The following is a 14,351-nucleotide window of genomic DNA, read 5'->3' as shown; positions in this document are numbered from 1 at the left end:
AGCATGGCACGCGTAGCGATCGTGACGGGCGGCACCCGCGGCATCGGCGAGGCGATCAGCCTCGCGCTCCAGGACGCGGGAATGATCGTCGCCGCCAACTATGCGGGCAATGAGGAGAAGGCCCGGGCCTTCACCGATCGCACCGGCATCGCGGCGTATAAATGGGATGTGGGCGACTATGACGCCTGCCACGAAGGCGTGGCGAAGGTCGCGGCCGAGCTCGGCCCGGTCGACGTGGTGATCAACAATGCCGGCATCACCCGCGACGGCACCATCCTGAAGATGAGCCGCGACATGTGGGAGGATGTGATCCGCATCAACCTGGGCGGCTGCTTCAACATGGCGCATGCGGTGTTCCCCGGCATGCGCGACCGCAAATGGGGCCGGATCGTCAATATCGGCTCGATCAACGGCCAGGCCGGCCAATATGGCCAGGTCAACTATGCCGCCGCCAAGTCCGGCATCCACGGCTTCACCAAGGCGCTGTCGCAGGAGGGCGCGCGCTTCGGCGTGACGGTGAACGCGATCGCGCCCGGCTATATCGACACGGACATGGTCGCCGCGGTGCCGCCCGAGGTGCTCGAGAAGATCGTCGCGAAGATCCCGGTGGGCCGGCTCGGCCAGGCGCACGAGATCGCGCGCGGCGTGGCGTTCCTGTGCTCGGACGAGGCGGGCTTCGTCACCGGATCGACGCTGTCGATCAACGGCGGCCAGCACATGTACTGATGCGATGAGGGCCGCCCCTTTCAGGGCGGCCCCCAACCCCTCGATACGCTACGCGAGGGAAACTCTTGTTCGAACAACCAACGCATCCTTAGCCGGGTTCCCTTTAGTTTCTTCTGAACGGGCTGGTCACCTGGCGTTCATCTTTCGGGCGCTGGTCCTTCCGTCGCCAGTCGCTATGAGCGGAGGCGATGCTGCTCCGCCTCGCGATCGCCCTGTTCTCCCTCGGTTTCATCCTGCTGCTCTCCGCATCGGGGCGCGACGGGCGCGACCTGCTGGGCAAGGTGCCGCGCATGACCGTGGAGCGCGTGCCGCTCGACGCGCGCGATCCCGGGCGGACCCGGGTGGGGGCGCTCACCTATCTGGGCGGCATCCGGCTGAAGAGCCCGGATCGCGCCTTTGGCGGCTTCTCCTCGATGCAGATCAAGGGCGATCGCTTCACCCTGCTCAGCGACGGCGGCACCTTCATCCGTTTCCGCATGGGCGCCGACTGGACGCCGCGCGAGCTGGCGTTCGGCGACCTGCCCGCCGGCCCCGGCACCGGCTGGCTGAAATCGGACCGCGATTCGGAATCGATGACGAGCGATCCCGCCACCGGGCGGATCTGGGTGGGTTTCGAGCGATATAATGCGATCTGGCGCTATGACGACGGGCTGACGCGCGCCGAGCGCAGCGTGCAGCCGGCGGCGATGCGCGACTGGTCGGTCAATGGCGGGCCCGAATCGATGGTCCGCCTGGCCGATGGCCGATTCGTGGTGATCGGCGAGACCTCGCGGCCAAAGGGCAGCCGGGTCGGCCGCGAAGCCCTGCTCTTCCCGGGCGACCCCACGGCGCCGGGCATGGAGCCGATCCGCTTCGTCTACATGCCGCCCGACGAGCGCTACGATCCGAGCGACGCGGTCCAGCTGCCCGACGGGCGGCTGATTGTGCTCAACCGGCGCTTCGCGGTACCGGGCCTGTTCACGGCCAGGCTGACCCTGGTGGATCCGAAGGAATTCCGCCCCGGCGCCGTGGTGCGCGGCACGGAGATCGCGGCGCTGGCCGCGCCCCTGATCCACGACAATTACGAGGCGCTGGCGATCACGCGCGAAGGCGACGACACGATCCTGTGGATCGCATCGGACGACAACCAGCAATTCTGGGAATGGTCGCTGCTGCTCAAGTTCCGGATCGAGTTCGGGAAGCACTGAGCGGCCGATGTGAGGCTCTGAAAGGCTCGAGGTCATTCCAACTGCAACGCCAGCACCGTCACGATGAACGCGATGTAGAACAACGGGACAAGGCTGAGGAAGATGCGAGAGACCCATCCACGCGAGAAGGCGATGTACATCGTCAGGATGGTCGCCGTGGTCACCGCACCCGCCAGCAGCAAAGCGGGCTGGAGGTACCATGATGTGAAGAATAGCCCAAAGGCGGTCGGCACCGTTGCCTGGATCATCATGGCGCCCGAAATATTGGCCAGGCCAGCCTAGTCTTGCCCTGGCGCACCCAGATCACAGCATTCAATGTTTCGGGCAACTCCGTCGCGATCGGAGCGAGCAATAGCGCCAGCACTTGCGGCTTGAGGCCGAGCGGGGGGCCGATCGCGTCGAGCTGCGCGACGAACAGATGGGAAGCGAGAAAGATCACGATCAGCGACAGGCCGGTCTGAAATATTATCATCACGGTCGAAGGGTTGGCCTCGTGTGGGGCGAATTTCAGCTGTTCGAGCTCGCCCTCTTCCTCGTCGATGGCGCCGCGGCCGCCGCGGATTTCGTTCCAGCAATAAAGCGCGTAGGCGGCAAGAAAGGCGATGCCCAGAAGCGGCTTCCAGCTGAATACCACTATGCCGAGACCGAGCTTGACCACGAATATCGAGAGGAACCACCGCTGATCGTCGGCGAGGCTTCGGAACCAGGCACGATTTGCACCAGTCTGCTCGAATGTTCGACGCTTCATCAGCAGTGTCAGGCCCACGACGGCATATGCGAGCGTGGCGAGCGCGAGTGGTCCCCCCAGCGCGGCTCCCACCCCGATGTCACTCTGGGCCTGGTTGCGGGCAAAAGCCACTGCGACCAGGGTCACGACGCTTTCCGGCAATGCGGTGCCGAAGGCGGCGAGTACGGTGCCGGTTGCCTGTTGGCCGATGCTCATCTTGCGGCCGGCCCATTCGACGCCGTTCACGAAATACTCGCAGGAGAAATAGATCACGACGGCTGAAAGCAGCAGCAACACTGCGGGAGCGGCTATGGAGGGCATCGGATCATCCGAGGGTCAAACCATTGGCCCGCCCGAGAATCCAGACCCCAAGGGGACGATCGGGCGGCACCAAGGTCTTGCCAAATCCGAAGATCGAACATGCCACGGCCGAAACCGATTGTGTTGACATGCTCCTCGCGTTGCCTCGCGAGCGGCTACTCCCCAAGGGTCCGAACTCCTTAGCAAGGACTCGGGCCGCCTTCAACGTCGTCCGGATCAAGCTTGCGCTACATCGAAACGGAAGGCGTCGATTCCAGACATGCGAAAAGCCCGCCCTCCGCGTGGAGAACGGGCTCGCATGGAGCCGTCGAAGGCGTGGCTCTTAGGCCGCGGTCTTCTCGGCCGACGCCTTGCGCACTTCGCGCTTCAGGCGGCGGGCGCGCAGCGACAGATCGTCGTCGCTGGTCTTGAGCAGCCAGTTGTCGAGGCCGCCATTGTGCTCGACCGAGCGCAGGCCGTGGGTCGACACGCGCAGGCGCACGCTACGGCCCAGCGCATCGCTGATCAGCGTGACGTTCTGCAGGTTGGGCAGGAACGTACGCTTGGTCTTGTTGTTGGCGTGGGAAACGTTGTTACCCACCTGCCGGCCCTTGCCGGTCAGCTCGCAAATGCGCGACATCGCTTGATATCCTGGTTTGAGCCTCAGCGAACTGGGGCCGGAAAGGTGGCGCCGATAGCCGTAATGGGACGGTGCGTCAACCGATTCGCCCCAAGAAACGCCTTGTGCCGACGCAACCACCATGGTTGATGCGGCGTTGATTACGCAACCGATTCAATTGGGGAGATGAAGCGATGCGTGGAATTCTCGTTCTCATAGGTCTGATCGCGCTGGCCGTGGTGGTGCTCATGTCGGTTGGCATGCTGCGCATCGAGCAGCAGCAGGGCGCGTCGATGCCGACGATCACTTTCGATGCCAAGGGCGGCCAGCTGCCCAAGTTCAAGGCCGAGACGGGATCGGTGGGTATCGGATCGACCAATACCACCGTTGCGGTGCCGACGGTCGAGATGCGGAACACCACGGTCACCCTGCCCACCATCGAAGTGAAGCAGGCCGGCGCCACGCCGACGCCCACGCCCACCGAGAAGTAAACGGCCGTACGTGCCCGGGCCGCGCGTGAATCGCGATCCCTGCCATCGGCTGGCCCGTCACTCCTCCCGAACCGTCACCCCGCTTTCGCGGGGGTGACGCACTGGAGGGGCTACGGTAATCACCCTCGATGTTCCCGCTTCCCGAACCGATGCGCCTGGCGCTCGACGCGGCCCGCGCGGCCGCGGAAGCGGGCGAGGTGCCGGTGGGCGCGGTGCTGGTGCATGATGGCAGAGTGATCGCCACCGCCGCCAATGCCCCGCGCACGCTCCGCGATCCCACCGCCCATGCCGAGATGCGGGTGATTCGCGCGGCGGCCGAGGCGCTGGGGCGCGAACGGCTCGAGGATTGCGACCTGTGGGTGACGCTCGAGCCCTGCGCGATGTGCGCGGGGGCGATCGCGCATGCCCGGATCGCGCGCGTCTATTACGGTGCCGGCGATCCCAAGGGCGGCGCGGTGGAGCATGGGCCGCGCTTCTTCGCCCAGCCGACCTGCCATCACCGTCCCGAAATCTATCCCGGCATCGGCGAGGCCGAAGCGGGGGAGATATTGCGCGATTTCTTCCGCGAACGGCGCGGCTGATCTTACATTTCATTGCGCGGATGCAACGCCGGTTGCCGCATGGCACCATCTGCGGATATGAAGGGCGCCACACCATGTTGGCGCCTTTCCCCTGGATAGACGTAGCGATCATCTTCGCGCTGATCGTTCTGAACGGCCTTTTCTCGATGTCCGAACTCGCGATCGTATCGTCGCGCACGGCACGGTTGGAGGCGATGGCGCGTGCCGGGCGCAGCGGGACCGGCGCGCGCACCGCGATCCAGCTCGCCGCCGATCCGGGCAAGTTCCTCTCCACCGTGCAGATCGGCATCACGCTGATCGGCATCGTCGCCGGCGCCTATTCGGGCGCCAGCCTGGGCGAGCCGACGGCACAGCGGATCGAACTGCTCGGCGTGGGCGACGAGCTCGCCCATACGCTCGGCATCGCGATCGTGATCGGCCTCACCACCTTCGCTTCGCTGGTCGCGGGCGAGCTGGTGCCCAAGCAATTCGCGCTGCGCTCGCCCGAGCCGATCGCAGTGCTGGTCGCCGTGCCGCTGCTCTGGACGAGCCGGGCGACCGCGCCGCTGGTGTGGCTGCTCGATTCGACCACCCGGCTCATCTTCCGCCTGATCGGCCTCAGCCGCGAATCGGAGAACCGGGTCACCGCCGAGGAACTGCACCTGCTCGTCGCCGAGGCGAGCAAGTCGGGCGTGATCGAGGAGCATGAGCGCTCGATCATCTCCAGCGTGGTCCGCCTCGCCGACCGGCCGGTGCGCGAAGTGATGACGCCGCGCACCGAAGTCGACTGGGTCGACGTCAACCTGGATGCGGACGGCATCCGCGAGGCGCTGCTGCTCACCCCGCACACTCGCCTGCCGGTGGCCGAAGGCTCGGTCGACACGGTGATCGGCGTGGTCCAGGCGCGCGACATCGCCGCCGCGCTGTTCCGCGGCGAGGCGCTCGACCTGCGCAAGCTGATGCGCGAGGCACCGATCCTGCCCGACACTGTCGATGCGATGGACGCGCTGGGCGCCCTTCGGCGCGCGGAGGTCCCGATGGGGCTGGTGCATGACGAATATGGCCATTTCGAAGGCATCGTCACGCCGGCCAACCTGCTGGCCGCGATCGCGGGCGAGCTCGCCTCGGACGTGGAACCCGGCGACAACCCCAATATCGTGACGCGCGAGGACGGCTCGCTGCTCGTCTCGGGCCAGATGGCGGCGGACCTGCTCGCCGAGCGACTCGGCCTCGATCTCGACGAGGACCGCGATTACGCCACCGTCGCCGGCCTGGCGCTGGCGGTGTTCAAGCGGCTGCCCAACGAAGGCGATTATTTCGTCGAGCAGGGCTGGCGCTTCGAGATCGTCGACATGGACGGGCGCAAGATCGACAAGCTGCTGGTCCAGCGCGCGGCGGGATGAGCGCGGCGCCTTTCGTGGCGCGCAAGGAAGTTCCTCAAGGGGCCCAACCGTCATTCCCGCGCGGGCGGGGATCCGGGGCCAGGGGCGATGGTCGTGCGGCCCGCATGCCTCCTCCGGAAGCAGCGCCATGATTGCTTCGGTCATCCCGTACCACCCTGGATCCCCGCCCGCGCGGGAATGACGGGTTTGCCGATTGGGCCGTGACCCTAAAGCTTCCCAAAGACTCCCTCGAAGCCGGCAATGTCTTCCTTCGCCAGGAAGCTCGCCTGCTCGATCCAGCGGTCGCGGTGGATGCGGCCCTGGAAGTCGCCAAGCCTGGCGTCGAGCGCGTCGGCTTCCTCGGGCGTGAGCGCGGCGAGCTGGGCGAAGCTGGTGATCCCGACGCTGCCCAGCCGCTCGGCCAGGCGCGGCCCGACGCCCTTCATCCGGGTGAGGTCATCCGCCGTCGGGGTGGCGGGCGCCGGCTCCGGTTCCGGCGCGGCGGGCTCGCTCGGCGCGGGAGCCGGCGCGTGCGCGGGTTCGGCGATGTCCGAGGCGAGCGAAGCGGGCGTGGCGTCGAGCGGCGCAGCGGCGGCGATGGGCTCGTCGGCAAGGGGCTCGGGCGTGGGCGTTTCTTCCGCCGGAGATGCGGCGACCTCGGCAACCGGCTCCGCCAGCTGGGGAGCGGGCGCTTCCTCGACGACGGGCGGTGGCGGCGTGGGGACGATCTCGGCCGCGGGCTCGGGTGCCGGCGCCACGGGCGGCTCGGCGAGAGGCGGAGGCGGCGGAGCGACGGGCGGGGTGATCGGCCGGGCCTGTGCGGCTTCCTCCCGATACTCCTCGTTATACTCCTCGATCTCCTCGCGCGCATTGCGGCGCCGGCCGGCGAGGCGGGCGCCCCACCACAGGACGAGAAGCGCGAAGACGACGCCGATGGCGATCGCCGCGAACGGGAGCGTCAGCCAAAGCGGAGCTCCCTGAAAGAGCGGTTCCGTGCTGTTCATCTGCGCCTGTCCCGTTCCTGCGAAATTGCGATTCCCGGCAACTGCATAACGTGGTGCGGCGCAGCGCGACAAGCTGGTCGCGCGTGCCGGGCGCCGAGTGTCCCGAAACGGCAAGCCTTGCCGGCCGTTCCCTGTCCCGCTCCGCTGCCGTGGAAGCGCGTCGCCCTAGCGCTCGCGCGCCACTTCGCGCCAGCCGATGTCGCGGCGGCTGAAGCCGCTGGGGAAGTCGATCGCGTCCACCGCCGCATAGGCTGCGGCCTGCGCCGCCTTCGCCGTCTCGCCCAGCGCAGTGACGTTGAGCACGCGGCCGCCGCTGGCGACCAGCGTGTCGCCGTCCATCCGGGTACCGGCGTGGAAGACCTTGGCGCCGGTCGCCTCCGCCCGGTCGATCCCCGCGATCGCGCCGCCCGCCTCGGGCGTGCCGGGATAGCCCTTGGCCGCCATCACCACGGTGAGCGCGGTCCTGGCCGCGAAGGTCGGCGCCGGCTGGCCGGCGAGCTCGCCCTTCGCCACCGCCAGCATCAGCTGGAGCAGGTCGCCGGTGAAGCGCATCATCAGCACCTGGCATTCGGGATCGCCGAAGCGGGCATTATATTCGATCAGCTTGGGGCCGGTGGGGGTGAGCATCAGCCCGGCATAGAGTACGCCCGAATAGGGCGCCCCCATCCGGGCCAGCGCCGCGATCGTTGGGCGGACGATCTCGTCGATCGCCCGGGTCTCCAGCGCGGGCGTGAGCACGGGGGCGGGGCTATAGGCGCCCATGCCGCCGGTGTTCGGGCCGGTATCGCCGTCGCCCACCCGCTTGTGGTCCTGGGCCGAGCCGAAGGAGACGAGCGTCTCGCCATCGGTGAGCACGAACAGGCTGGCTTCCTCGCCCTCCAGGAATTCCTCGATCACCACGCTGGCGCCCGGCTCGGCGAAGATCGCCTGCACCGCGCCTTCCGCCTCCTCGTGGGTGAAGGCGACCGTCACGCCCTTGCCCGCGGCCAGGCCATCGGCCTTGATCACCACGGGCAGGCCGAAATCCTCGAGGCTCGCCAGCGCGCCGTCACGGCTCTCGCAGCGGACATAGCCGGCGGTCGGGATCCGCTCGCGCGCGCACAGGTCCTTGGTGAAGCCCTTGGAGCCCTCGAGCTGGGCCGGCACCTTGTTCGGCCCGAACACGGCCAGCCCCATGGTGCGCAGATTGTCGGCCAGGCCGGCGACCAGCGGCGCCTCGGGCCCGATCACCACGAAGCCGATCGAGTGGCGCAGGCAGAAGTCGATCACGGCGCGGTGATCGTTCACCGCAATGTCCACGATTTCGGCGTGCTCGGCTATTCCCGGATTGCCCGGCGCGGCGTAGAGCCGCTCGAGCAGCGGCGATTGCGCGAGCTTCCAGGCGAGCGCATGTTCGCGGCCACCGGACCCCAACAACAGGACATTCATGGCCGACCCCTTTCCCGATACGCCTGGGCGGCTCGTAGCCGAGCCGGTGCCGGGCGACAACGCGCCTGCGCTCTCGGTGAGCGAATTATCTTTGGCATTGAAGCGGATGGTCGAGGGCGAGTTCGGCCATGTCCGGTTGCGCGGCGAGATTTCGGGGTGGAAGCGGGCGGCTTCGGGCCATGCCTATCTGGCGCTCAAGGACGCGGATGCGGTGATCGACGGAGTGATCTGGCGCGGCGCCGCCAGCGCGATCCCGTTCCAGCCGCAGGACGGCATCGAAGTGATCGTCACCGGCAAGCTCACCACCTATCCGGGGCGCAGCAAATACCAGATCGTCATCGACCGGATGGAGCTGGCCGGCGAAGGCGCGCTGATGGCGCTGTTCGAGAAGCTGAAGGCCGGGCTGGCCGGCGAGGGGCTGTTCGACCGCGAGCGCAAGCAGCCGCTGCCCTATATGCCGAAGGTGATCGGCGTCGTGACCTCGCCCACCGGCGCGGTGATCCGCGACATCCTGCATCGCCTGGCGGACCGGTTTCCCAGCCATGTGCTGGTCTGGCCGGTGAAGGTGCAGGGCGATGGCGCCGCGCAGGAAGTGGCGAACGCGATCCGGGGCTTCGATGCGCTGGCGGAAGGCGGGGCGGTGCCGCGGCCCGACCTGCTGATCGTCGCGCGCGGCGGCGGCTCGATCGAGGATCTGTGGGCGTTCAACGAGGAAGCGGTGGTGCGCGCCGTCGCCGCCTGCCGCATCCCGGTGATCTCGGCGGTGGGCCACGAGACCGATACCAGCCTGTGCGACTTCGCCGCGGACCTGCGCGCGCCGACGCCCACGGCCGCCGCCGAGATCGCAGTGCCCGTGCTGGCCGATGTGCGCCACACGCTCGCGACGCTGGCGCACCGCACCGAGCGCTGCGTGCGCCGCTATCACGAGCGCGCCGGCGAGCGGCTGGCGGCGCTGGTGCGGGTGCTGCCGCGCCGTGACGCGCTGCTGGGGCCGCAGCGGCAGAAGATGGACGATCTGGGCGGCCGGCTCGACCGGGCGCTGGAGCGCCGCGTCACGCTGGCGCGCGGGCAGCTCGATCGTTCGGCGGGGGCGCTGCGCCCGGCGATGCTCGACCAGCGGCTCGCCGCGGCCAGGCAGCGGCTGGAGGGCATCGGCCGGCATCTCGACCTGGTGCACCCCAATCGCCCGCTCGAGAAGGGCTATGCCTGGGTCGAGGCGCGGGGCACGCGCAAGGTGATCGGCACGGCCGAGGGCGCGCGCGCCGCCGGCGCCGTGACGCTCCACTTCATCGACGGCGCGGTCGACGCGCGGGTTGAGCGGCCGGGCGGCAAATCCTATGATGCCGCCAGGCCCGAACAGCCCAGCCTGTTGTGAGCGAGCCTGTCGTGAGGATGCCGGTTACGAGGATACCGCGCTTATGCTGATGTCGAACCCCGTCGCCCGCGCGGCACGCCTGCACTTCATGGCGAACGGCTTTCGCGTCCTGACGCCGGGCGACCATGTCGTCTGCGCGGTCAGCGGCGAGAAGGTGCCGCTCGATCGGCTGCGCTACTGGAGCGTCGCCGCCCAGGAGCCCTATGCCTCCGCGGCGCTGGCGATGCAGGCGATGCGCGGCTGATGGGACTCGCCGCCCGGCTTCCCGCCGCGATCCTCGGCTTCACTCTGCTCGGCAGCGCCCAATTGCCCGTCGCGCCCGGCGTTGCGGCTCCCGTGGCGGTCGCGGCGCCGATCCCGCCGGCCCCCGACGTCGCCGGGCCCTTCGCCTTTCAGGGGCAGCTGGTCCAGGGCGGCGCGGCGATCGGCATCGCGCCCAAGGGCACCAGCCTGCTGACGCTCGACGGCGAATCGGTGCCGGTCACGCCCGATCGCCGCTTCCTGATCGCCTTCGACCGCGATCACGGCCCCTCCGCCACCTTGGTGGCGACGCTGGGCGACGGCACGCAGCAGCGCCAGGTGCTGGCGATCGCGCCGCGCGCCTGGGACATTTCCCGGCTCGATACCGTGCCCAAATATCCGGTGCCGCGCCCCGAGTTCGAGCGGGTTCGGCCCGGCGAACTCGCCCAGATCAATGCCGCGCGGAAGCTGCAGACCGATTCGGCGGGCTGGCGGCAGATGCCGTTCTTCTGGCCGGTGGTCGGGCGCATCTCCACGCTGTTCGGATCGCAGCGCATCTATCGGGGTGAGCCCGGATCCTATCATTCGGGAATCGACGTCGCCCGGCCGACGGGCACGGTGGTGCTGGCGCCGGCCGACGGCGTGGTGATCCTCGTGGCGGCCAGGCCCTTCACGCTGGAAGGCAACCTGCTGATGATCGACCACGGCGCGGGGCTGAACAGCGCCTTCATGCACCTCTCGCGCATCGACGTTAAGCTGGGCGAGCATGTGCGGCGCGGCCAGCCGATCGGTGCGGTGGGAATGACGGGACGCGCCAATGGGCCGCATCTCCACTGGAGTCTCAAATGGCGCGACGCGCGGATCGATCCGCTGCTCGTTGCGGGGCCGATGCCTGTTACCGATTGAGGCGCGAATGTGTCGCGCTGCAACACAAAGAAACACGAATCGTGTCGACAGCGCAATATTACAAGCCGTCATGTGGCATTTTGGCTACAGTCTCGTTGAAAGCGCGCGCAGTATCGCCGTGCGCGGTTTACAGTCGCGGAGTGGCGATCCACGATCCCGCCAAGCTCTGCCATCCTGATACGTGAGTTGCACACGAATGGATGGCGGAGCGGGGAGACAAACCCGTCTGTCGAGCATCCGCGGAACAGTCGGATACAAGAGGGATCACCATGAAGAACACGCAGATCACCCTGCGCGGGAGCACGGCGCTGTGCGCGCTCGTGCTCGCGGGTGCGCTCGTCGCCACACCGGCGATGGCGCAGAGCTCGAGCAGCTCCACCACCAAGAGCACGACTGCCCAGGACGACCAGAGCGGCGGCGAGATCGTCGTCACCGGCTCGATCCTGCGCCGTACCGACACCGAGACGCCGTCGCCGGTGACCGTGCTGTCGGCGGAAACGCTGGAACAGCGTGGCGTCAACACCGTCGCCGAAGCGCTGCAGCGCCTGTCGGCCAACGGCTCGGGCACCATCTCGGAAGGCTGGAACAACGGCAACAACTTCGCGGCCGGCGCGAACGCCGTGTCGCTGCGCGGCCTGACCGTGCAGAAGACGCTGACGATCTTCGACGGCATGCGCATGGCGCCGTATCCGCTCGCCGACGACGGCCACCGCAACTTCGTTGACCTGAGCACCGTTCCCGACGCGATCATCGACCGGATCGAAGTCCTGAAGGACGGCGCTTCGTCGACCTACGGCGCCGACGCCGTCGCGGGCGTGGTCAACGTGATCACCAAGAAGGAAGTCAAGGGCATCCACGCCAATGCCTCGGCCGGCATCTCGAGCCGTGGCGACGGTGGCGAGCAGCGCTTCGACCTGACCCTGGGTCATGGTGACCTCGAGGAGCAGGGCTTCAACGTCTACATCAACGGCTTCTACCGCAAGAACGACGAGATCTGGGCGCGCGACCGCGAATATCCGTTCGGCAGCGGCGACAACAGCCAGATCTGCGCCCCGGGCACCCCGGCCACCGGCCTCACCACCGGCTGTATGCCGATCGCCACGCGCTGGTATCAGTTCGGCGTCAACCGCAACGGCACGCTCGGCGGCTCGACCACTCCGGTCAACCCGCTCGTCGCGCCGGGCACTGCGGCCGGCGGCCGTACCGGCGAATATCAGCTGCTGAACACCGATTGCGGCGCCTTCGGCCTCTCGCCGATCACGCTGCCGAACAGCGCGCGCCAGCTCAACACGGCGGGCACGCTCTATTCCTGGGCGCCCAACCAGTGCACGGGCGACCTGCGCAAGCTCTACGGCACCGTGCGTCCGTCGACCGAGCGCTATGGCTTCGCGACCCGCGCGACTATCAAGGTGGGCGACAACGCCGAGGCGTACATCACCGGCAACTACATGCATGTGAATACCTATTCGCAGCTGACGCCGGCCGCGTTCAACAACCAGACGCCGCCTCCGGGCCCCGTCCTGCTGAACCCGATCGTGCTGCCGGTCTATGTCTGCGCCGGTGGCGTGGCCACGATCAACCCGGCGACGGGCGTGAACACCAGCACGGGCTGCTCCGCCGCGAACGGCACGCTCAACCCGAACAACCCGTTCGCAGCCGCCGGCACCGTCGCGCTGCTGCGCGGCCGCTACGATCGCCCGCAGACCGTGGAAACGAACGCCCGTTCGCTCCGCGGCGCCGCCGGCATCCGCGGCTCGTTCGGCGAGAACAACGACTGGAACTACAATGTCGAGTTCACGGCCTCGCAGGTCGAGCTCAGCCGCATCAGCCAGAACTATCTGATCCCGCAGCGTCTGGCCGACGTGATCGCCACCGGTGCCTACAACTTCGTGCAGCCCTGGCTGAACACCCAGGCGGTGCGCGACTATGTCGCTCCGACGAGCATCAAGCGTTCGACTTCGGATCTCTGGCAGGTCAATGCGACTCTCGGTCGCGCCCTGTTCGAGCTGCCGGGTGGCCCGCTGCAGGCCGCCGTCGGTGCGTCGTACCGCCACGAGGCGATCAACGACGCCTCGGCCAATCCGGAGAACCTCGCGCATCCGTATGACCGCTACTACACGGTCAACGCGGTGGGCGCGATCGGCTCGCGCAACATCAAGTCGGCTTTCTACGAAGTCAGCGCACCGATCGTGAAGGAACTCGAGCTGAGCGCCTCGGGCCGCTACGACGATTATTCGTCGGGCCAGACCAACTTCTCGCCGAAGTTCGGCGCGAAGCTGAAGCCGATCGAGCAGATCCTGCTCCGCGGCACCTGGTCGAAGGGCTTCCGTATTCCGTCGTTCAACGAGGCCTATGGCCTGCCGACGACCGGCTACACGACGCTCTCGGTCAACTGCACCACCTATGCGGCGTTCTGCGCCTCGCACGGCAACAACACCTATGTGACCGGCCAGTATTCGCTGGGCCGCACTTCGGTGGGCAACCCGGCGCTGGCGCCTGAAAAGTCCACCAGCTGGACTGCCGGCGCGGTGTTCGAGCCGATCCGCAACCTCAGCTTCACCGTCGACTATTTCAACATCAAGGTGAAGGACGTCATCGGGAACATCTCGGCGGCGGACCAGGATGCGGCGCTCGCGGCGTATCTGAACAGCGGCAACACCACCGCCGTTCCGGGCGTCGTGGTGGTCCCGGGCACTGCCGACCCGCAGTTCCCGGCCGCGCGTGCCCTGCCGGGCTTCATCCAGTTCTCGTTCCAGAACGCGGATGAAGAGCGCGTCCAGGGCATCGATCTGGGCTTCGACTTCCGTCACGACTTCGGTGGCGTGAAGCTCTACAGCTCGTTCGACGCGTCGTACCTGATCAAGTATGAAGTGCTGCGCCAGGACGGCTCGGTCGAGCGTTATGACGGCTCGCTCAGCCCGTGCGACTATACTTCGTGCTCGGGTTCGCCGAAGTGGCGCGGCAGCTGGCAGAACACGATCTCGGTGGGCGGCGCTTCGCTCACCGGCACCGTCTACTACACCGGCGGCTACAGCCTCGGTTCGGTCGATTACGGCGGCAACCGCGGCACCAGCGCCGCGGACTGCGCTGCCAATATCGGTCACTCCGTCGTCACCTATCAGAACGGCAGCCCCGTGCTCTGCAAGGTTGGCGCGCAGTGGAACGCCGATCTCACGGCCAGCTACCGCGTGAACGACAACTTCATGATCTACGTGAACGCGCTGAACTTCCTGGATATCAAGCCGAAGTTCGACCCGTCGGCCGCGTATTCGATCTTCAACTACAACCCGTCGTGGGCGCAGGCCAATGTGGTCGGCCGCTACTTCCGCGTCGGCACCCGGATCGACTTCTAAGTCCTTCCGAGCGACTAAAAATCGGGGGCGGCTCCTTCGGGAGCCGCCCCTTC

The 14,351-nt window shown here is 67.7% G+C and carries 14 protein-coding genes; 9 read left to right on the top strand and 5 right to left on the bottom strand.

All coding sequences use genetic code 11. The annotated features are described in order from the left end of the window. The first annotated feature begins 3 nt into the window (after nucleotides 1–3). Together phbB and CAP40_RS00490 are read left to right on the top strand one after the other, a co-directional pair. Complete coding sequence (phbB, locus tag CAP40_RS00495) at nucleotides 4–726, top strand: acetoacetyl-CoA reductase (protein WP_086127411.1); 723 nt, start codon at nucleotides 4–6, stop codon at nucleotides 724–726. Between the two features lie 188 nt (nucleotides 727–914). Beyond that, nucleotides 915–1,913: an esterase-like activity of phytase family protein gene (locus CAP40_RS00490; RefSeq protein WP_086127410.1), complete on the top strand. Its 999-nt coding sequence runs from the start codon at nucleotides 915–917 to the stop codon at nucleotides 1,911–1,913. A gap of 32 nt (nucleotides 1,914–1,945) precedes the next feature. On the opposite strand, the gene CAP40_RS20670 is transcribed toward CAP40_RS00490, so the two are convergent. From CAP40_RS20670 to rpmB, 3 genes are all read right to left on the bottom strand, one after another. Continuing rightward, nucleotides 1,946–2,164: a hypothetical protein gene (locus CAP40_RS20670; RefSeq protein WP_256923949.1), complete on the bottom strand. Its 219-nt coding sequence runs from the start codon at nucleotides 2,162–2,164 to the stop codon at nucleotides 1,946–1,948. Continuing rightward, on the bottom strand, nucleotides 2,161–2,937 hold the full coding sequence (locus CAP40_RS00485; protein WP_256923948.1) for a sodium:calcium antiporter: 777 nt from the start codon (nucleotides 2,935–2,937) through the stop codon (nucleotides 2,161–2,163). Before CAP40_RS00485 ends, CAP40_RS20670 begins: the two co-directional genes overlap by 4 nt. A gap of 346 nt (nucleotides 2,938–3,283) precedes the next feature. After that, the gene (gene rpmB / locus CAP40_RS00480; protein ID WP_086127409.1) at nucleotides 3,284–3,580 is read right to left on the bottom strand and encodes a 50S ribosomal protein L28; all 297 of its coding nucleotides are present in this window, start codon (nucleotides 3,578–3,580) and stop codon (nucleotides 3,284–3,286) included. Between the two features lie 173 nt (nucleotides 3,581–3,753). On the opposite strand from rpmB, the gene CAP40_RS00475 reads away from it, so the two are divergent. The 3 genes from CAP40_RS00475 (at nucleotide 3,754) to CAP40_RS00465 (ending at nucleotide 6,013) form a co-directional block, all read left to right on the top strand. Next, nucleotides 3,754–4,050 (top strand): hypothetical protein, encoded by a 297-nt coding sequence (locus tag CAP40_RS00475; RefSeq protein WP_086127408.1) that lies wholly within the window; start codon nucleotides 3,754–3,756, stop codon nucleotides 4,048–4,050. A gap of 149 nt (nucleotides 4,051–4,199) precedes the next feature. Further along, the gene (locus CAP40_RS00470) at nucleotides 4,200–4,631 is read left to right on the top strand and encodes a nucleoside deaminase (RefSeq protein WP_086128375.1); all 432 of its coding nucleotides are present in this window, start codon (nucleotides 4,200–4,202) and stop codon (nucleotides 4,629–4,631) included. Between the two features lie 74 nt (nucleotides 4,632–4,705). Then, nucleotides 4,706–6,013 carry a hemolysin family protein gene (locus CAP40_RS00465; protein ID WP_086128374.1) on the top strand — a complete coding sequence of 436 codons (1,308 nt, stop codon included), beginning with the start codon at nucleotides 4,706–4,708 and terminating at the stop codon, nucleotides 6,011–6,013. A gap of 206 nt (nucleotides 6,014–6,219) precedes the next feature. Here CAP40_RS00465 and CAP40_RS00460 read toward each other — a convergent pair whose 3' ends face one another. Both CAP40_RS00460 and purD read right to left on the bottom strand, forming a co-directional pair. After that, on the bottom strand, nucleotides 6,220–6,996 hold the full coding sequence (locus tag CAP40_RS00460) for a helix-hairpin-helix domain-containing protein (protein ID WP_086127407.1): 777 nt from the start codon (nucleotides 6,994–6,996) through the stop codon (nucleotides 6,220–6,222). Between the two features lie 165 nt (nucleotides 6,997–7,161). Then, complete coding sequence (purD, locus tag CAP40_RS00455; RefSeq protein WP_086127406.1) at nucleotides 7,162–8,424, bottom strand: phosphoribosylamine--glycine ligase; 1,263 nt, start codon at nucleotides 8,422–8,424, stop codon at nucleotides 7,162–7,164. On the opposite strand from purD, the gene xseA reads away from it, so the two are divergent. From xseA to CAP40_RS00435, 4 genes are all read left to right on the top strand, one after another. Next, nucleotides 8,423–9,799 (top strand): exodeoxyribonuclease VII large subunit, encoded by a 1,377-nt coding sequence (gene xseA, locus CAP40_RS00450; RefSeq protein ID WP_086127405.1) that lies wholly within the window; start codon nucleotides 8,423–8,425, stop codon nucleotides 9,797–9,799. The two genes, purD and xseA, sit on opposite strands and share 2 nt — an antisense overlap. A 43-nt stretch (nucleotides 9,800–9,842) precedes the next feature. After that, the gene (locus CAP40_RS00445; protein ID WP_086127404.1) at nucleotides 9,843–10,043 is read left to right on the top strand and encodes a DUF2093 domain-containing protein; all 201 of its coding nucleotides are present in this window, start codon (nucleotides 9,843–9,845) and stop codon (nucleotides 10,041–10,043) included. Continuing rightward, a complete protein-coding gene (locus CAP40_RS00440; protein WP_086127403.1) occupies nucleotides 10,043–10,945 on the top strand; it encodes a M23 family metallopeptidase in 903 nt (300 codons plus the stop codon). Before CAP40_RS00445 ends, CAP40_RS00440 begins: the two co-directional genes overlap by 1 nt. Before the next feature lie 269 nt (nucleotides 10,946–11,214). Continuing rightward, the gene (locus tag CAP40_RS00435; RefSeq protein WP_179187829.1) at nucleotides 11,215–14,298 is read left to right on the top strand and encodes a TonB-dependent siderophore receptor; all 3,084 of its coding nucleotides are present in this window, start codon (nucleotides 11,215–11,217) and stop codon (nucleotides 14,296–14,298) included. Nucleotides 14,299–14,351 lie beyond the last annotated feature (53 nt).

This window comes from Sphingomonas sp. IBVSS2, assembly GCF_002127225.1.
In the GTDB taxonomy this organism is placed as follows: domain Bacteria; phylum Pseudomonadota; class Alphaproteobacteria; order Sphingomonadales; family Sphingomonadaceae; genus Sphingomonas.
This window is presented reverse-complemented; position numbering and strand designations above follow the sequence as displayed.